We start from the raw sequence: 18,853 nt of genomic DNA on the forward strand, positions 1-18,853 counted from the left end.
TCTCGTCTCCTGACACTATAGCCAGCGCCCCGCATAACTATGTGCCACCCCACGCCAGGCGGGACGCGGTGTGCTGGCGCTCCTTCAACACGGAGTGCCACCCATGACCGAGAACACCGCCCCCAGCTTCCACGACCTGCACGTCAAGGAGCGCCTGCCACGCTGGCTCGAACACCTGAACCCCGAGCAACTGGCCCGCCTGAAACACCTCGAGGACTATTCCAACTGCACCTGGGCCAACAACGCCTCCCCAGAGCTTCGCGCAGCCCTGGCCCAGGCCCAGCAACGCAACCGCCAGATCACCTTCGCCCTGGCCCGGGCCACCGCCGACCTGCGCAGCATCCCGGAATTCAGCGCGCCGCTGCTGCTGCACCACTTGGGCCTGGACAGCCTGCAACTGCACGACCTGAAGTTCGTGCGCTTCACCCGCGACTGGAACTGGAAAGCCCTGGCCACCGACCTCAACCACAAGGTCGAGCCCCTGCTCCAGGCCGCCCTGCAAAACTTCGAGAAAGACGCGGAAATGCAGCCGGAAAGCGCGGCCATCAGTGGCGAGTTCAAGGTCGGCTCGTTCAACGGCTACGCCCGCTACAGCTTCGATGCCCTGCCCTTCAGCGCCGCCGATTTCGCCGCGCGCTGCCACGAACTGGACCTCGGCCAGCGCTACCAGCAGCACCTGGAAAACGTGCTCAACCGCGAAGAGGTGCGCAACCTCGGCATCCGCGCCCGGCGCGAGGCGCTGCAACTGGAACTGATCGTGGCGCGCATGCGCGGCATGCAGGGCGATCATGCCCAGGTCCAGCGCCTGCTCGACGGCGCCAGCGATGCGCCGCGCTGCCAGCATTTCAGCCTGTTCGGCGTGGATGTCCTCGACGCCCTGCTGATCCGCCCGGCCCAGGGTGAAAGCCTGTTCCTGTACATGCCCGGCATGCCCCAGGCCCTGCTCCATTACCCGAGCCTGGCCGCCTGCCAGGGCGCGCTGCTGCGCCTGCTGTGCGATCCGGCCATGCGCCAGCGCTTCTACACGTTCATCCAGCAGGACAAGCTCGAACACTTCGCCAGCGTGCTGCAGCGCAACCTCACCGGGCAAACCCTGCCCGGCGACCGCGACCGCCTGTGGAGCGCCCCGGCAGACACTGACCTGCACTGGGAGAACAAGAACATCAAGGACGACCTGTTCCCCTTCCTCCAGGACCGCCATTACCGCCGCCTGCGCAACGAAGCCCGGCTGCTCGCCGTGCCCAGCGCCGAAGTCGACGAAGCCGCGCGCCAGCGCCGCCTGCACTATTGGGAGTCGGTCGGGCTCGACGTACTGGGTGTCGCGGCGTTCTTCATCCCAGCCGCCGGCAGCCTGATGATGCTGGTGTTCGCTGCGCAGATCCTCGATGAGGTCTACGAGGGCGTGGAGGCCTGGGAACAAGGCGATATCGACAACGCCCTGGACCATGCCAAGGCGGTAGCCATCGATATCGGCGCCGCCGTGGCCACCGGGGTGGCCCTGCATTACGGCGGCAAGCTGGGCTCGAAACTGCTGGAAGTGATCCGCCCCGATGGCACGCCCCGCTTGTGGAACGGCGATCTCGCGCCCTATCGCGTCGTTGCGCCCGCCACCGCCAGGCGCAACGAACTGGGACTCCTGGAAAGCGGCGGCGAGCACTACCTGCCCCTGGACGACGGCCACTACCGCGTGCAACGCCATGCCGACGGCCAGCGCTGGCAGATCCGCCACCCGGACGACCCCGGGGCCGCGCAACCCCTGCTCGAACATAACGGCGAAGGCGCCTGGCACGGCGCCCACGAGCGGCCACTGGAATGGCCGGAACACACCCTGTTGCGCCGTCTCGGCAGCAAGGTGGCGGACTACAGCGACGACGAACTGGATATCGCCCGGCGCATCAGCGGCACCCGCCGTGATGAACTGCTGGACGTCTATCTCAAGCACCGCCCGACGCCACCCCGGCTGCTGGCGACCCTGCAACGGGTACGCGCCGCCGTGCCGGCCAGCGACCCGCTGGAAGCGGTGCTTGAAGGCCTGTATCACCCGGAGCGCTGCCTGCCGGCCAGCGAACGCCTGACCCTGCTCAGCCTGTCGGAGCAGCCCGGCTGGCCCGCTGACTGCACCCTGGAACTGCGCGCCGGGGATCGCTCCGGACCGCTGCTGGAGCGGGCCGGCGAGCGCTTTGCCGGCGACTTGCGCACGCTCCTCAAGGGCCCGGAGGGCTATCAGGCCAAACCCGGCGGGCCGCGCCACCGTGATCTGTTCGACGCCATCGGCAAGGCCGTGCCCGAGCTGGGCAATGCTTCGCGCAGCCTGAAGAACCGCATCGTCTCCCAGGCCCTGGAACAGCCCGAACGCACCCGCAGCCTGATCTGGTCCGGGCACAGCGGCGGCTGGCGTGACGAAGGCCGCTTGCTCGGCGGCTTCGACACCCCGCCACGGACGTTCCACTACCCGTCGTTCCGCCCTCCCGTCGATCCCCTGCGGGCGCGCTACTGCCGGCTGTATCCCGCCAGCAACGAGGAACAGGCAGGCAACGCCCTGCGCGCCTGGAGCGACGCCGGCAAGCAGCCGCACCTGGAATTGCGCACCCTGGAACAACAACTCGACTACCTGCGCACCGCCCTCGGCCAATGGGCTTCGGTCGCGCCCCGGCGTACGGTGGCGCGGGACACGCTGATCCGCTGCTGGCAGCGCAACCAGCTCAACCCACAGGAACTTAACCTGTCCACCGTCGGCCTGACCGACGAGGACCTCGCCACCCTGCCCCACCTGGCCGACGCCTTCGGCCATGTCGAGGAACTGCACTTGAGCGGCAACCCGCTGCGCTCGATGCCCTACCTGCTGACCGGGCAATTGCCCCGGATGCATACGCTGTTCGCCAGCGCCCTGGAGCTGGAAGAACTGCCCGGCGGCCTGACCCCGGCGCTGAAAAGCCTGGAACTGACCGACAACAACATCGTCTGGAGCCAGCAGTCCCAGGATGCCCTGGCCCGCTACCCGGCGCTGGAACGCCTGAACCTGGCCGGCAACCCGCTCACCGTTCCACCGTACCTGCCCGCCGCGCCGAACCTGATCGAGGCCAACCTGTTCGATTGCTCGCTGTACGAGATGCCGGTGCACCTCGAGCGCCTGCCGAACCTGGAACACCTCGACCTCTCTTCCAACCACATCAGCGCGCTGCCAGCGGGCCTGGAACAGCACCTGTCGGCCGACGCCCGGCGCGCCTTGAGCCTGGAACACAACCCGCTGGACGACGATGCCCTGAACCGGATCGACCTGCACTACCAGACCACCGGCATCGACCTGCTGGTGGCCGAGGATGACTACACCAGCCTGCTGCTGGATGCCGACGACGCGACCCAGGCCTGCTGGGAGCGCCTGGCCCGGCTGATGCCGGTGGAGTACCGCCGCGATCTGCGCGGCATTGCCGACGAGCCGATGTACCACGCCGCACCGGTGACCACCCGGCGACGCTTCTGGTTCATGCTGCACTGGCTGGAGGGCAGCCCGCGGGCACGGGCCTCGGCCAAGCGCATCGATGCCAGCAAGCTGCTGCAGTACGAAATGCTCGCCGACCTGGAGCAACCGGAACCCTTCGCCACGCACCGGCAACGCACCGAGCACTACCTGCGCATCGCCGTGTCCGCCGCGCGCTGCCTGGCCCTGGACGATGCCTTGACTGCCCGGGTCCCCGGCGCCACGCGCGAGCAGATGGAAGCCCTCAGCGCCCTGACCCTGCAACGCCTGGGCAACGACCCGCAACTGCGCCTGCGGATCGCCCCCACGGCACGGGAACCGGTGAACCTTGACGGCGTGCAAGAGCAGGCTCGGCAACTGGATGGGTTGTGGACCAGCGCCCTGCGTCACCAACTGCGGCTGATCGATGGCTCGACCACGGTCGGGCGCGATGCCCTGCTCGCCGAGGAGCCCAATGGCGAGCCGGCCCTGGGGTTCTGGGTCCGGCATCTGCAGCAGCGCTACCACGTGCAGTTCGAGCAGCTGCAGGAACAGGCCAATGCGCAACTGCTGGACGCTGAGAACCTGCTCAGCGAAGGCGAATACCTGGCCGAGGCCAACCACCTGCGCCAGCAACTGGAGCGCGAACGCAAGCGCCTGCTGGACGACCTGACCCGCAGCATCGCCGACGGCAGCCAGACCCACTGGTGACGCGGGTCAGTACGGCACGCTGGTAAAGCGTTCCCCGGCCAGCCAGTGCTCGAAGCGCTCCGCGGGCATTGGCCGGCCGATCAGGTAACCCTGGCCGTGGTCGCAGCCGGCATTGCGCAGGAACTGATGCTGGGCATGGGTCTCGATGCCCTCGGCGGTGATGCGGTAACCCAGGGCGTGGCCCAGGTCGATGATCGCCCGGGTGATCGCCACGTCGTTCTCGCCCTGGGGCAGGTCCTTGATAAAGGCCCGGTCGATCTTCAGATGGTTGATCGGCAGGGCTTTCAGGTACGCCAGGGACGAGTAGCCGGTACCGAAGTCGTCCACCGCCGTGGCCACTCCCAACGCTTGCAGTTGCGCCAGGACCTCGCAGGCATGCTGCTGGCTTTCCATCAGCAGGCTCTCGGTGATTTCCACTTCCAGTAGCTGCGGGCTCAACTCGTAGCGTTGCAGGCAACGGGTCAGGCTCTGCACATAGTCGCTGCGCTCGATCTGCAGGGCAGCGACATTGATGGCGATCGGGCCGGGCAGCAGTTCCCGGTCGCGCCATTCGCGGATCTGCTGGCAGACCATCTCCAGCACCCGCTCGCCGAGGGGAATGATCAGCCCGGTGCGCTCGGCCAGGGGAATGAAATCGCCCGGCGAAATCAGCCCGTGCTGCGGATCACGCCAGCGCAGCAGCGCTTCGGCGCCTTCCACCCGGCCACTGAACAAGTCGATGCGCGGTTGGTACCAGAGCTCGAATTCCTGCTCCTGCAGGGCCCGGCGCAAGGCGCTTTCCATGGCCAGGCGCTGCTGCAGGCGCGCGGTCATATCGGCGTGATACAGGCGCCAGGCGTTGCGCCCCCCCTCCTTGGCCGCATACATCGCGGTGTCGGCATGACGCATCAGGATCTCGGCGGTATGCCCATGCTCCGGGCACCTCGCGATGCCGATGCTGCCGCTGACCAGCGCAGCATTGCCCTTGAGGTCGAAGGGGCGCTGCAAGGCGCGCAACAGGCCGTCCACCACCTTGCCCACGTAGTCCAGGCTGTCGGCGCGGGTCAGGATGAAGGCGAACTCGTCGCCGCCCAGCCGGCACACCGTATCGTCCAGGCCGATCCCGGCACCGAGGCGTTGCGCGGCCTGCTCCAGCAGCAGGTCGCCGAGGTCGTGGCCCAGGCTGTCGTTGACCTGCTTGAAGCCGTCGATATCCAGCAACAGCACGGCCATCTGCACCCGTGGCGCAGCCAGGGCCTGCTCCAGCCGGCGCAGGAACAGCACACGGTTGGGCAGGCCGGTAATGGCGTCGTAATGGGCCAGGCGCTCCAGTTGCGCCTGGGAATGCTTGAGTTCGGCATTGCGCTGGTTGATCAGGCGGTTGCTGCGGTTCAACTGGGCGACGAACACACTGAACAGCCCGGTGGTGCACAGGGCGAACAGGAACAGCGGCGAGGCGAACAGACTGATCGACGACCAGCCGCTGCGCGGCATGGCCGCCAGTTGCCAGGTACCGCCCGGGACATCGACCTTGAGGGTCACCGCGGCATCGTCGAACAGCTTCGCCTCGCCCCAGATCATCGCGCCCTGGGCGCCTTCACCATCGGTGCCGCGCAAGGCCAGGCGGAAGGTCGAGTCCTCGACCACCCCCGCAGCCCGCAGCAGGCTGTCGACATCCGCGACCACCGAAACGTTGCCCCAGTACAGGCGCACGCCCTTGTGGCCCTTGAGGAACACCGGCCGCCGATAGATCAGGCCGCGCCCGCCCTGGTACAGCTCCACCGGTCCGGCGAGCACCACGTCCTGGCGTTCCCGCGCCCGCTGCACCAGTGGGTACTGCCGCGGCAGCGCCCGATAGTCGAGGCCGATGATGCGCTCGTTGTTATTGCTGCCGGCCGGGTAGACATCGGCGATCACATCGTTGGGCGCCACCGAGATATGACGGATATAGGGCACCGATTCCAGGGCCTGGCGCGCCATGTCATGAAAATGTGCAGTGGAAATATCACCATCGGCACTGAGCAGTTGGGCAATGCCCTCGGTCTCACCAAAGGCCGAGCGCATCTGCGCCTCGAGCCCGGCGCGGATACCCGAGAGGCGCACGCTGGCATTGGCGATCAGCTCGCTTTCCTGACGCTGCACATCGAGACGGCCAAGGGCAACGGACAGACCGATGCCGATCAGGGCGAAACCGATGGGTAGCAAGCGATAAGCGGTGGAGCGCACGCGGGTGGGGAGAAGTCGGGAGGTGTTGCCCTGGACCAGTATTCTTGTCGTCATACGCCGGCTGCTTGCGTCCGTTTCCCGGGTTATCGGCGATGGCAAAACAATATTGAGGCGTGCTGGCTTTTTTTTGCGCGCCGGCGTTATTCTCGACTGAAACGTTTCACCCAACATAGAAAAAGAGGTGTCGTGCCATGGATCGTCTGCTGGATTCGCTGTTTCCCACTGTCGAGGAAATTCCCGAGGTGTACCGCCTGGGTCCGCCCCTGGAGCAGCGCGACTACCTGGTCAATGGCGAGCTGCTCCGCTGGGACGGGCCGCTGGCCACGGTGCGCAGCCCGATCTGGCTGAAGCAGGCCGACGGCAGCGAGCAGCAGGTGATCCTCGGCAGCGCGCCGCTGCTGGATGCCGACACCGCCCTCACCGCCCTCGACGCTGCGGTACACGCCTATGACAAGGGCCGCGGTGCCTGGCCGACGATGCGCGTGGCCGAGCGTATCCGCCATGTCGAGGGCTTCCTCGGGCGCATGCGCCAGCAGCGCGAGGCGGTGGTCAAGCTGCTGATGTGGGAAATCGGCAAGAACCTCAAGGATGCCGAGAAGGAATTCGACCGCACCTGCGACTACATCGTCGACACCATCGGCGCCCTCAAGGAACTGGACCGCCGCTCCAGCCGCTTCGAACTGGAACAGGACACCCTCGGCCAGATCCGCCGCGCACCGCTGGGCGTGGCGCTGTGCATGGGCCCCTACAACTACCCGCTGAACGAAACCTTCACCACCCTGATCCCGGCGCTGATCATGGGCAACACCGTGGTGTTCAAGCCGGCCAAGTTCGGCGTGCTGCTGATCCGTCCGCTGCTGGAAGCCTTCCGCGACAGCTTCCCGGCCGGGGTGATCAACGTCATCTATGGCCGTGGCCGCGAGACCGTCAGCGCCCTGATGGCTAGCGGCAAGGTCGATGTGTTCGCCTTCATCGGCACCAACAAGGCCGCCAGCGACCTGAAGAAGCTCCACCCGCGCCCGCACCGCCTGCGCGCGGCCCTCGGCCTGGATGCGAAGAACCCCGGCATCGTCCTGCCCGAAGTGGACCTGGACAACGCGGTCAACGAGGCCCTCACCGGCGCCCTCTCCTTCAACGGCCAGCGCTGCACGGCACTGAAGATCCTCTTCGTGCACGAGCAGGTGGTGGAGGCCTTCCTGGAGAAATTCCAGGTCAAGCTGGCGGCGCTCAAGGCCGGCATGCCGTGGACCCCGGGGGTGGGCCTGACGCCGCTGCCGGAACCGGGCAAGATCGACTACCTCAATGGGCTGGTGGATGACGCCCTGGCCCATGGCGCCAAGGTGCTCAACCCTGGCGGCGGGCAGAGTCGCGGTTCGTTCTTCTACCCGGCGCTGTTGTACCCCGTGAGCCCGGCGATGCGCGCGTACAACGAGGAGCAATTCGGCCCGCTGGTGCCAGTGGTGCCCTATCGCCACCTGGAAACAGTGATCGACTACGTGTTGGATTCCGACTTCGGCCAGCAACTGAGCCTGTTCGGTACCAACCCGGCGGAAATCGGCCGGCTGGTGGACACCTTCGCCAACCAGGTCGGGCGGATCAATATCAACGCGCAATGCCAGCGCGGTCCCGACACCTTCCCGTTCAATGGCCGCAAGAACTCCGCCGAGGGCACCCTGTCGGTGCATGACGCATTGCGCGTGTTCTCCATCCGCACCCTGGTTGCCACCAGGTTCCAGGAGGCCAACAAGGAGCTGATCAGTGACATCATCCGCAACCGCGAGTCGAGCTTCCTGACCACCGATTACATCTTCTGACGACCGTCCGGCGGGCTTCATGCCCGCCGGTTTGCGCTTTTGCCGATCCTGTACAAATATACAGGTCTGCGCCCGGGGTATGTGCTCCGGGCCTGGCCCATTTTGTTACGACAGGAGGAACAGGTAATGGCAGCAAAACCCATCCCCGAGGGTGCACACAGCATCACCCCGTACCTGGGCATCAAGGACGCCCACCAGGCCATCGACTTCTACAAGGCCGCCTTTGGCGCCGTCGAGATGTTCCGTCTCGAAGGCCCGGACGGCCGCATCGGCCATGCCGAACTGAAGATCGGCGACTCCCCGATCATGCTCGCCGAGCCCTGCGACCAGGCCTCGCTGGTCAGCAGCCAGTCGCAGCCGGGGGTTTCCGTCGGCCTGCACCTGTATGTGGAAGATGTCGATGCGCGCTACGCCCAGGCGATCGCGGCCGGGGCCACCCAGGTCAGCGCGGTGCAGGACCAGTTCTACGGTGACCGCAGCGGCACCCTGAAGGACCCGTTCGGCAACCTGTGGTTCATCTCGACCCACAAGGAGGACCTGAGCGTGGAAGAGATCCGTGCCCGTGCGGCGAAGTTGTTTGGTGGTTAATTTCCAGCTGATTTGATTTATCGTGCGGGACCGCTGCGCGGTCCATCGCTGGCAAGCCAGCTCCCACAGGTACTGCATGCATCGACCCTGTGGGAGCTGGCTTGCCAGCGATGAGGCCATCAGCAACAGCATGAATGTGCTGCCTGCCGAAAAGGACCTCCATGCGAATCATCGATAAAAACGCCGCCCTGGTACGCAGCCTCACCCCTGCCGAGGACGACCTGCTGCGCGGCTTCAACCGCGGCACCCTGGAAGGCCCGCGCCTGCTCCAGGCCAACCAGTTGCTGATGAAGATCCGCGGCGCCGGCCACTGGCTGGCCTGCGACTGCAACAGCAAGGCCATGCCGGTGCTCAATGTCACCCTCAACAGCCACACCGGCACCCTGTTCCTGAAGAACAACCCCGGCACCGCCGAGCACACCACCGACTGCCCGTTCATCAAGGACGAACGCGAAGCCGGCGACAGCGACACCCAGGACACCCCGCCCGCCGCCTGGCTGGCCCCGGATGCACCGCTGCGCCTGCTGGGCGATTTCCGCCGCGCCTCTGCTGATGAAGGCACGGGCAGCGGCACCAGTGACAAGCGCGAACAGCACCGCCTGCTCTCCCTGCTGCTGACCTGGATCGAGGCCAGCGGCCTGAACGTCTACGCCACCCACCTGAAAAAGGACCTGACCGCGCAGTTCGCCGAACTGCGCGGGGTCGCGGCGCGCTACCCGCTGATCGAGCGGGTCCCGGCCAGCAACTACCTGGAAACCCGCCTCGACATGAAGCACATGATGATGCTCAAGGCGCGCCTGCGGGAGTCCACGGTATTCGGCAATCACCGCCGCCACGGCCTGCTGCTCGATTGCGTCAACCAGATCAAGGCGCGCAAGGTCTACAACGAGCGCAGCGAGGACGGCTTCGACTTCCAGGGCCATCATCTGCTCTGGGGCGGCAGCCGCACCCCGGGCCCGCTGCTGGCCCTTGGCATCTATTCCCCCGCCAGCGCCGGCAGCCATTTCTACGAACTGATCCATGTCGCCAGCGTTCCGGTGCTGTCCCGCGGCCACCTGTTCCCGGTGTACCGCGATGAAGAGCGCGAACCGCTGAAGATGCTGGTCTCGCTGATCGACTGGATGGCCAGCAAGGGCGTGCGGGTGACCATGCGCCGGCCGGTGATCGGTGGCGAGGTCATGGATGAACTGGTGCTCAGTTCCGACCAGGACCGGGTGCTGTCCATCTCCCTGACCGAAAAGCCCATGGGCCCGGAGCCGGAGGTCGAGCATTTCCGCCGCTATGCCGACTTCAAGGGGCTGGATACCTTCCGCAAGTATGTGGCGGGGTTCTTCATGCGGGGTCGGGAATGAGTCTGTAGCCAAGCACCATTGGTCGGCGCGGGCACGCATGCGGTCGCACCTCCTTTCCCTGGGCTTACCCAATGACAGGTATCCCAGCGAAAAAGGAGTTCGATCATGAAACGTACAGCGTTTGCCGCATTGCTCTTCACTGCCCTGCTTGGTGGCCATGCCATGGCCGACACCGGACCGACCAACCCCAATCCGAGCACACCGGGAATGGGCTCGGGCGTACCACCGGAAATCCCGGCGCCGGGCAGTACCGATCCACGGATGCAAGGCAGTGATCCAGGTCGCCAGGGCGGCGCCAGCACGGACGGGACGGACCGAACCAAGCGTCCGGAAACCATGGATGACCGAGGCACCGAGCGGGGCAACGAGCGTAATGGCTCGGGTGGTGGATCCGGAATGGGTGGATCGGGTACAGGCACCGGCACGGGTTCAGGTCAGCCCTGAAGCCGCAAGATTGCTGAAATCTTTTGAGAGGAAGTCTCCGCGCCATGGTCTAACCTCCATCAGCCAGCATCCGCCCGCTCAAAAGGAGGTGACTACCCATGGCCGCGGCTATCGCCCCTCGCCCTCAGCCACTGGAGATCGCATTCACCCGCGACACGCTTTTTGGTGTCTCTACCCAGAGCGTGGAGTGCCAAGTGCAACTGGAGGCCTTGAACATCGCCGGGAAGCCGGGCGTCCAGCTACAGATCACCCCACCCCTTCCGGCCCGCCTGGATCGCGCGCACACCCTGGTATTCACCTGGCGCGGCCATATGTGTCGAGGCATCGTGCAGTCTTCCCGCCAGTGCCATGACGGCAGCCTGCAACTGCGATTGGAACTCCAGTAACCCTCAGCGCCCGGTCAGCAGGTGCGGTGTTACGGCCTGGTCGCGCTGGCGCCGAACCCGACTGACCAGCTCGGCCAGGGCCCGGCAATTGGGCAGTTCACTCAACTGGATATCCCGCACCGTCAACGCCGCCCGGCTTGCATCGGCAGGAAAATACAAGGTCAGCGACATCCCGTCACCGCAACTGACCTGGCAATGGTCAGGCAGGAACGCCCCCTCGATCAGTTGGCGCAATTCCAGATCGCACACTCCATTCATAGGCATGATCAACCCCTCCGCAGGCAAGGATGGCCGTCCGAGTCAGAACCTGCCGGGGGCCGGCGTCCAATGGAAAAAAGCCATCTGCAAGCGCTTGCTCCATTGAGGCCGGGCATGACCGCATGCCGTCGGATCTCGTACGTCCTGTAAGAGGGAGGGTCCCGCGGCAGCGCCGGTTCAACGGCGTGTCGCGGGGATCGGACGAAAGGTCGGCATCAACCCATGTGGCCGAAACGGCCGGCATGGAAATCGTCGAAGGCCTGGACAATTTCTGCCTGGCTGTTCATGACGAACGGACCGTAGCCGACGATGGGCTCGTCCAGGGGTTCGCCACTGAGCCAGAGCAGCATCGCGTCACTTTCGGCCTCGATCAGCAGCTCATCGCCAGCGCGCTCGAACAGCACCAGTTGCGCGGCGCCTGCGCGGTTCTCGCCATTGATCCGCACCGAACCCCGCAGCACCACCAGCGCGGCGTTGCGCCCTTCACCACCGGCCAGACGCAGCGACTTGCCGGCGCCCAGTTGCACATCCCAGACATCCATCGGCGTGAAGGTCCGGGCCGGGCCCGGGTGCCCCAGGTAGTCACCGGCAATCACCCGCAGGCTGCCCGCGCCGTCGTCCAGGGCGATACGTGGGATATCCGCCGCCAGCAGCGTCTGGTAACCCGCAGGCGCGAACTTGTCGCGGGCCGGCAGGTTGACCCAGAGCTGGACCATTTCCAGCATGCCGCCGCTTTCGGCGAACGATGGCGCATGAAACTCTTCATGGATGATCCCGCCCGCAGCGGTCATCCACTGCACGTCGCCCGGGCCGATAAAGCCGCCGGCACCGGTGGAGTCACGATGCTCCAATTCGCCCTGATAAACGATGGTCACGGTTTCGAAGCCGCGATGCGGGTGCTGGCCGACGCCACGGCGGGCGCCGGTCGGGGCGAAATGCTGCGGTCCGGCATAGTCCAGCAGCAGGAACGGGCTGATATACCGGGCCAGATTGTCGTAGCTGAACAGGCTGCGTACCGGGAAGCCATCACCGACCCAGTGGGCAGGCGGGGCCTGGTAGACACCTTGAATCTTCTTCATGAGAAACCTCCTCGTTGCATGGGGACACCATACCTATGCAGCGAAAGAGGCGGTAGAGGGCAAAAAGCGCTTTCACTGTTCCACTGATGGAACGATCAGGCGGATTTGAACTGAGGCTCGACGGCAGCCTGCAACAGCCAGGCTTCGATCCGGTGCGCACTGTCGTGGGGATCTTCCTGCATGAAGCAATGTCCGCCAGGGACCTTGTGCGGCTGCACGTTCGGATTGAGCCGGGCCCAGCGCGACAACGAGAGCGGGACAAAGGGATAGGTCTGCTCGCCATGCAGCACCAGGGTCGGGGTCTGCACCCGGGACAACGAGGCCCACATGCGTTTCGGGAACGAGCTGAAGATCTCCACCTCGCGACTTGGCCGGCAACGCAACACCACGCCGGCGCCGCACTCGCCGATGGCATGGGCGACATACGCCTGCAAGGCCGCCTCGCTCCAGCCCTTGAAGATGCCCCGGCCCTGCAGCGAGTCATGCGCGGCCTGGCGGTCGGGCCAGTAGCTGCGGCGGGTCGCGGCCTTGCGGGCGAGGCCGTGGCGACGGTGCATGCCGAACCAGCTCGCGACCCCCATCACGCCGATCATCGAGCGGCTGAACACCACCGGGTCGAGGAGCACGGCACGCTGGAACAGCTGCGGTTCGAGTTCCAGCATCAGCCCGGTCAGCACGCCGCCGAAACTGTGGCCCACGGCGAAGCAAGGCACGTCAGCGTACTCGCCGCGGCCTGCCTCGAAGGCCTCAAGGGCCAGCTCGGCGCTACGGTTCCAGCCCACGAAGGGCCCGCCGTGATCGCTGTCGCCATGGCCCTGCACATCGCTCAGCCACAGGTCGAAATGCACCGCCAGCAACTCCAGCAGCGGCTGGTAGGCCAGGCAGCAGAAGCCGTTGCCATGGATGAAATGCAACAGCGGCTTGCCGCTGGCCGGGGAGCGCCAGCCGCGCAGGGTGAAGTGTTCGGCGCAATCATGCGCCCAGGGGATCAGTTCCATCGAGGCTCGCAGCAGGAATCAGGAAAAGCCCGATTCTACAAACAGGAGCGGATACAGAGATAGCACCAGCAGCGCGGCCATCAGCAGGTTAAAGCGCCGAAGCCAGCGGGGATCCTGCAAAAAGCGGCGCAAGGCGCTGCCGAACATGACCCAGACGCACACCGCCGGCAGGTTGACCAGGCAGAACACCAGGGCGATGACAACGACGTTGACCAGGTAGCCCTGGGCTGGGGTGTAGGTGGTGATCGCGCCCACCGCCATCACCCAGGCCTTGGGGTTGACCCACTGGAACGCCGCCGCACCGAGGAAGCTCAGGGGCTTGCTACTCTCCGCCGAGGCCGCCGACATGGGCCCGGAGGTGGCGATCTTCCACGCCAGGTACAGCAGGTAGGCCGCGCCAGCGTAGCGCAGCACCGTGTAGGTGAACGGATAGACCTTGAACACCTCGCCCAGGCCCAGGCCGACCGCCAGCACCATGACCATGAAACCGATGCTCACCCCGAGGCCATGGGGCACGCTGCGGCGCACACCGAAATTGACCCCCGAGGCCATCAGCATGGTGTTGTTCGGGCCGGGGGTGATGGAGGACACGAAAGCGAACAGCACGAAGGCTGAAAGCAGGTTCAGGGAGGTGAGCAGCATGGCGGGTATTCCTGGTGGGAGGTGTTTCGAGTTGTGGGATTTACCCTACCGTGAATGTTTTAGTGATGACCGGTACAGTCACCAAAAAAATTATACAGGCACACAATACTGTTATGGTTGTCGAAGAAACCCGTGGGAGCTGGCTTGCCAGCGATTTGGCCAGATCAGGCACCATCGCTGTCCGTGCCGGCCTCATCGCTGGCAAGCCAGCTCCCACAGGGTTTTACAGGCGTTTCAAGAGCAGTGTCAGGTGCTGGCAATCTGGACTAGGATGTCGCCACCCCTCTCCACCGGAAACCCTTCATGCCCCTGCACATCCGCCCTGCCCGCCTCGACGACGCCGACCAGATCCTTGCCTTCATCACCGAGCTCGCCGACTACGAGCGTGCCCGCCACGAAGTGGTCGCCAGCGTCGAGCACATCCGGCAGAGCCTGTTCGCCGCCGACAGCACCGCCAAGGCCCTGATCTGCGAACGCGACGGCCAGGCGATCGGCTTTGCCGTGTACTTCTTCAGCTACTCCACCTGGCTCGGGCAGAACGGCCTGTACCTCGAAGACCTCTACGTCACCCCACAGGCCCGCGGCACCGGCGCAGGCAAATTGCTCCTGCGGCACCTGGCCCGGCTGGCCTGCGACCATGAGTGCGGCCGCTTCGAGTGGAGCGTGCTGGACTGGAACCAGCCCGCCATCGACTTCTACAAATCCATCGGCGCCGAACCCCAGGACGAATGGGTGCGCTACCGTATGGACGGCGAAACCCTGCGCGCCTTCGCCAGGGGCTGATCGACTCAAGGGACACACCGACACATGGCAGTGAAAGCGAACACCCAGACCTTCACCATCCTCGCCCAGGACCCGGCCATCGAACGCGCGCCCGGACAGCCGCTGTTCGCCCGCGTTGGCGTGCCCCTGGAGCGCCTGGCCGATGGCCCGGTTGGCTACCGGGTCAAGGTGGTGGACTTCGATGCCGACGCCAATCGCCTGTATACGCCGCATCACTACGCGCATGCGCCGGACGACACGGCCATCGACCCGTTCGATCCGCCGGACGCTAGCCTGATCGGCCAGCCCAACTTCCACTGCCAGCAGGTCTACGCAGTGATCATGCGCACCCTGGCGCGCTTTGAACTGGCCTTGGGCCGGCGCGTGGCCTGGGGTTTCGACGGCCATCAACTGCATGTGGTGCCCCATGCCTTCGTCGAGGCCAACGCGTTCTACTCGCGGGAGGACCGTGCCCTGCTCTTCGGGTACTTTCAGGACGAAGCGCAAAACTGGGTCTTCACCTGCCTGTCCCACGATATCGTCGCCCATGAAACCACCCATGCCATCCTCGACGGGCTGCGCGCCGGCTTCATACGCGCCTCAGGTCCCGACCAGGCCGCCTTCCACGAAGGCTTCGCCGATGTCGTCGCGCTGCTGTCGGTGTTTTCCCTGCGCGAGGTAGTCGAGTTCGCCCTGACCTGTGATCGCAGCGTGCCCCTGCACAAGCAGGGCACGACCCGCCTGATCGACGGCGCCGCGCTGAGCATCGATGCCCTGGCGAACACCCTGCTGTTCGGCCTCGGTGAGCAGTTCGGCCAGGCCGTCAGCGGCCTGCGCGCCAACCCGCTGCGCCGTTCCATCGACAAGCGCCCGTCCACCGACTACCTGGACAGCGGCGAGTACGACGAACCGCACACCCGCGGCGAGATCTTCGCCGCCGCCATGCTGCGCTGCATGCTCGAACTGTGGGTGGCGCGCTGCCAGGACCTCGGAACCTTCGGCGACCACCTGTACAACCTCGACGCGGTGATCGACGAAGGCGCCAAGGCCGCCGACCAGTTGCTCACCATCGCCATCCGCGCCCTCGACTATTCGCCGCCGCTGGACCTGGAGTTCGGCGACTACCTGGCGGCCTTGCTCACGGTCGACAGCGAGGTGGCGCCGGACGACTCGCGCTTCAGCTATCGCCAGATCATCCGCGACACGTTCGCCAGCTATGGCATCCGGGTGCCTGCCGCACGCACAGACGCCGACGGTTGCTGGCTGACCTTTGCCGGCAATGACCAGGTGCGCTACCAGAGCAGCCATTTCGATTCGATGCTGCGCGACCCGGAAGAGGTCTTCCGTTTCCTCTGGGAAAACCGCGAAGTGCTGCAGATCGACGAGCGCGCCTATACCGAGGTGGTCTCGGTGCGCCCCAGCCTGCGCTTCGGCCCCGACGGCTTCATCCTGCGCGAGACGGTCTGCGAGTTCACCAGCCGGGTCAACCTGTTCGGCGCCGAGTTCACCTCGGTGTTCAAGGAGCCGCGTCCCGAGTGGCTCACGCCAACCACACCCTTTACCGTCTACGGCGCCGGCACGCTGATCTTTGACCAGTACGGGCGGATCAAGTACTGCATCCAGCGCCCGCTCAACGATGCGCGCTGGCAGGTGCGCCGCCTGGAGTGGCTGTACGGCCCCGGCAGCGACGCAGCAGAGCCCGGCTCCGCCGCCGACCTCACCCGCATCCATCGCGCCCGGGCCATGCAAGCGCCCACGGAGGTTCGCTCATGAGTCCGATACGTCTGCACCTGTTCGCGTACCAGGTCGGTTTCGGCGATTGCTTTCTGCTGCGCTTCGTTTATCCGGACGCCAGTGCCCGGCATGTATTGATCGACTTCGGCACGGTGGGCATGCCCGCCGGGGTCAACAAGGCCACGCAGATGCTGCGCATCGCCAACGACATCAAGGACAAATGCGCCGGCAAGCTGAACGCCCTGGTCGCCACCCACCGGCATGCCGACCATATCAGCGGCTTCGACCCGCTGAAGAAAGGCAACGGCCCTGGCAGTATCATCCGCGCGCTGGAGCCGGACGTGGTGCTGCAACCCTGGACCGAGCAGCCCGACCTGGCCGAGAACGCCACCGCGCCGCTGGCGGCAGCCCATGCCCAGGCGCTGGCCGGCATGAATGAAGTGGCGCAGCGCCTGAAGACGCGCCTGGATGGCAAACCCAAGGGGCTGACGGCGGAGCTGGACCGGCGCCTGGGTTTTCTCGGCGAGAACAACATCGCCAACAAGGGCGCGGTCAACAATCTGATCGCCATGGGCAGCCGCTCCGGAGCCCGGGCGGTGTATGCCCATTTCGGCAGCGACGACCCGCTGGCCGAGGTGTTGCCCGGCATCCGTACCCGGGTGCTCGGCCCGCCGACGGTGGAACAGAGTGCCGAGGTGCGCCGGGAGCGGCGTAGCGACCCGGAATACTGGCTGCGTGCGCCCTTGCTGTTTGCCCGGCCTGGCGCTGCCGGCGGCAGCAGCGCCTCGCCCTTCCCCGGCGCAGCCTACGAGCGCGGCAGCAAGCTGCCCCAGAGCACGCGCTGGGTCGCCGGGCGGGTGCGTGCGGCCCGGGGGGAGCAGTGGTTGTCCATCGTCACCGCGCTGGACAAGGCGATGAACAACACCAGCCTGATCCTGCTGTTCGAGGCGGGAGGCAAGAAACTGCTGTTTCCCGGCGATGCACAGATCGAGAACTGGCGCTATGCCCTGAACCAGCCGGAAATAGCCGAACTGCTGGCTTCGGTGGACCTGTACAAGGTCGGCCATCACGGCAGCTTGAACGCCACGCCCAAGACCCTGTGGAACGGCTTCAGCAAAAAGGGCGAAGCGAAACACCCGGGGCGTTTGACCAGCGTGTTGTCGACCTTGCCCGGGCAGTATGGCGGCAAGAGCGAGGGTGCGGGTACCGAGGTGCCGCGGGTGCCGTTGCTCAATGAGCTGGACAAGGACTCGGACCTGCATGACACCCACCGGCTGGCAGTGGATGTGCTGTATGACGAGGTGATCCTCGAGCTTTAAGCTGGACGCGGTCCCTGTGGGAGCTGGCTTGCCAGCGATAGCTATGGTGAATTCACTACCGCAATCGCTGGCAAGCCAGCTCCCACAGGGCTCGCGTTCACTGCCTTCCCGCGTAACGCTGCGCCAGCACCGCACAGACCATCAACTGGATCTGGTGAAACAACATCAGCGGCAGGATCAACGCCCCCACCGCGCCACCGGCGAACAGCAACTGCGCCATGGGCACCCCGGTGGCCATGCTCTTCTTCGATCCGGCGAACAGGATGGTAATCCGGTCTTCCACGCTGAACCCCAGCCAGCGCCCCAGGCTGCGGGTGCACCACAGCACCAAGGCGAGCAACACGCAGCAGACCAGGGTCAGGCCCAGCAGCTTCGACGGCGGCACCGAACTCCACAGCCCGCTGACCACCGCATCACTGAACGCCGTGTACACCACCAGCAGGATCGAGCCCTGGTCCACCGACTTCAGCCAGCCCGCGTTGCGCGCCACCCAGGCACCGATCCAGCGCCGCGCCAGTTGCCCGGCCACGAACGGCACCAGCAGTTGCAAAACGATCGCCCCCACCGCGTCCAGGTTCGAGCCGCTGTCGCCCTCGACACCCATCAACAGCATCACCAGCAAGGGCGTCAGCACGATCCCCAGCAGGCTCGACGCGGCCGCACTGCAAATCGCCGCCGGCACATTGCCCCGGGCCAGCGAGGTAAAGGCGATCGCCGATTGCACCGTGGCCGGCAAGGCGCACAGGTAGAGCACACCAAGGTACAGGGCATCGCCCACCAGCGGCAGGATCAAGGGTTTCAGCAGCAGCCCGAACAGCGGGAACATGACAAAGGTGCAGGCGAACACCAACAGGTGCAGGCGCCAGTGCCCGGCCCCGGCGATCACCGCCTCGCGGGACAGCTTGGCACCATGCAGGAAGAACAGCAGGCCGATGGCCAGGTGGGTCAGGGTTTCGAAGAATGCCGCAACGCCACCGGAGGCCGGCAGCCAGGTGGCGATGGCGACCACTGCGAGCAGGGCCAGGGTGAAGTTGTCGAAGAGCAACCGCAAGTGTTTCATCGCGCCATTCCGCAAGGTTGTGAGGGGAGTGCCGGAGACGATAA

General features: G+C 65.8%; 15 protein-coding genes. 9 read left to right on the forward strand and 6 right to left on the reverse strand.

Features of this window, described 5'->3' with window-relative positions; all coding sequences use genetic code 11:
• Positions 1-103 precede the first annotated feature (103 nt).
• Complete coding sequence (locus tag PSEMO_RS10240; RefSeq protein ID WP_075802955.1) at positions 104-4,168, forward strand: dermonecrotic toxin domain-containing protein; 4,065 nt, start codon at positions 104-106, stop codon at positions 4,166-4,168.
• Positions 4,169-4,174: 6 nt separating this feature from the next.
• Here PSEMO_RS10240 and PSEMO_RS10245 read toward each other — a convergent pair whose 3' ends face one another.
• Positions 4,175-6,427, reverse strand: coding sequence for a putative bifunctional diguanylate cyclase/phosphodiesterase (locus PSEMO_RS10245; protein WP_075802956.1), 2,253 nt, complete (start codon positions 6,425-6,427; stop codon positions 4,175-4,177).
• Between the two features lie 137 nt (positions 6,428-6,564).
• Here PSEMO_RS10245 and PSEMO_RS10250 point away from each other — a divergent pair, with 137 nt between their 5' ends.
• From PSEMO_RS10250 to PSEMO_RS10270, 5 genes are all read left to right on the forward strand, one after another.
• Positions 6,565-8,187, forward strand: coding sequence for an NADP-dependent glyceraldehyde-3-phosphate dehydrogenase (locus PSEMO_RS10250; protein ID WP_075802957.1), 1,623 nt, complete (start codon positions 6,565-6,567; stop codon positions 8,185-8,187).
• 126 nt (positions 8,188-8,313) lie between these two features.
• Positions 8,314-8,775 (forward strand): VOC family protein, encoded by a 462-nt coding sequence (locus tag PSEMO_RS10255; protein ID WP_075802958.1) that lies wholly within the window; start codon positions 8,314-8,316, stop codon positions 8,773-8,775.
• Positions 8,776-8,936: 161 nt separating this feature from the next.
• The gene (locus PSEMO_RS10260) at positions 8,937-10,127 is read left to right on the forward strand and encodes a hypothetical protein (protein WP_075802959.1); all 1,191 of its coding nucleotides are present in this window, start codon (positions 8,937-8,939) and stop codon (positions 10,125-10,127) included.
• 105 nt (positions 10,128-10,232) lie between these two features.
• Positions 10,233-10,571 (forward strand): hypothetical protein, encoded by a 339-nt coding sequence (locus PSEMO_RS10265; RefSeq protein ID WP_075802960.1) that lies wholly within the window; start codon positions 10,233-10,235, stop codon positions 10,569-10,571.
• 98 nt (positions 10,572-10,669) lie between these two features.
• Positions 10,670-10,957: a hypothetical protein gene (locus tag PSEMO_RS10270; protein WP_075802961.1), complete on the forward strand. Its 288-nt coding sequence runs from the start codon at positions 10,670-10,672 to the stop codon at positions 10,955-10,957.
• Between the two features lie 3 nt (positions 10,958-10,960).
• Here PSEMO_RS10270 and PSEMO_RS10275 read toward each other — a convergent pair whose 3' ends face one another.
• The 4 genes from PSEMO_RS10275 to PSEMO_RS10290 all read right to left on the reverse strand — a co-directional run bounded on the left by PSEMO_RS10275 (position 10,961) and on the right by PSEMO_RS10290 (position 13,943).
• A complete protein-coding gene (locus tag PSEMO_RS10275) occupies positions 10,961-11,221 on the reverse strand; it encodes a DUF1652 domain-containing protein (RefSeq protein ID WP_075802962.1) in 261 nt (86 codons plus the stop codon).
• 209 nt (positions 11,222-11,430) lie between these two features.
• The gene (locus PSEMO_RS10280; protein ID WP_075802963.1) at positions 11,431-12,294 is read right to left on the reverse strand and encodes a pirin family protein; all 864 of its coding nucleotides are present in this window, start codon (positions 12,292-12,294) and stop codon (positions 11,431-11,433) included.
• 95 nt (positions 12,295-12,389) lie between these two features.
• Positions 12,390-13,292 carry an alpha/beta fold hydrolase gene (locus PSEMO_RS10285; RefSeq protein WP_075802964.1) on the reverse strand — a complete coding sequence of 301 codons (903 nt, stop codon included), beginning with the start codon at positions 13,290-13,292 and terminating at the stop codon, positions 12,390-12,392.
• An 18-nt stretch (positions 13,293-13,310) separates the two neighbouring features.
• Entirely contained in the window at positions 13,311-13,943 is a 633-nt protein-coding gene (locus PSEMO_RS10290; protein WP_075802965.1) for a LysE family translocator, read from the reverse strand.
• Between the two features lie 294 nt (positions 13,944-14,237).
• Between PSEMO_RS10290 and PSEMO_RS10295 the strand changes: the two genes are divergently transcribed.
• Genes PSEMO_RS10295 through PSEMO_RS10305 form a run of 3 tightly spaced genes read left to right on the forward strand, consistent with a single transcriptional unit; the run spans position 14,238 to position 17,749 of the window.
• Positions 14,238-14,717 carry a GNAT family N-acetyltransferase gene (locus tag PSEMO_RS10295; RefSeq protein ID WP_075802966.1) on the forward strand — a complete coding sequence of 160 codons (480 nt, stop codon included), beginning with the start codon at positions 14,238-14,240 and terminating at the stop codon, positions 14,715-14,717.
• Positions 14,718-14,741: 24 nt separating this feature from the next.
• Positions 14,742-16,469: a hypothetical protein gene (locus tag PSEMO_RS10300; RefSeq protein ID WP_075802967.1), complete on the forward strand. Its 1,728-nt coding sequence runs from the start codon at positions 14,742-14,744 to the stop codon at positions 16,467-16,469.
• Positions 16,466-17,749 carry a hypothetical protein gene (locus PSEMO_RS10305; protein WP_075802968.1) on the forward strand — a complete coding sequence of 428 codons (1,284 nt, stop codon included), beginning with the start codon at positions 16,466-16,468 and terminating at the stop codon, positions 17,747-17,749. The genes PSEMO_RS10300 and PSEMO_RS10305 overlap by 4 nt, the downstream gene beginning before the upstream one ends.
• Before the next feature lie 97 nt (positions 17,750-17,846).
• On the opposite strand, the gene PSEMO_RS10310 is transcribed toward PSEMO_RS10305, so the two are convergent.
• Positions 17,847-18,809 carry a bile acid:sodium symporter family protein gene (locus PSEMO_RS10310; RefSeq protein ID WP_075802969.1) on the reverse strand — a complete coding sequence of 321 codons (963 nt, stop codon included), beginning with the start codon at positions 18,807-18,809 and terminating at the stop codon, positions 17,847-17,849.
• Between the last annotated feature and the right edge of the window lie 44 nt (positions 18,810-18,853).

This window comes from Pseudomonas putida, from assembly GCF_001941965.1.
In the GTDB taxonomy this organism is placed as follows: Bacteria; Pseudomonadota; Gammaproteobacteria; order Pseudomonadales; family Pseudomonadaceae; genus Aquipseudomonas; species Aquipseudomonas putida_L.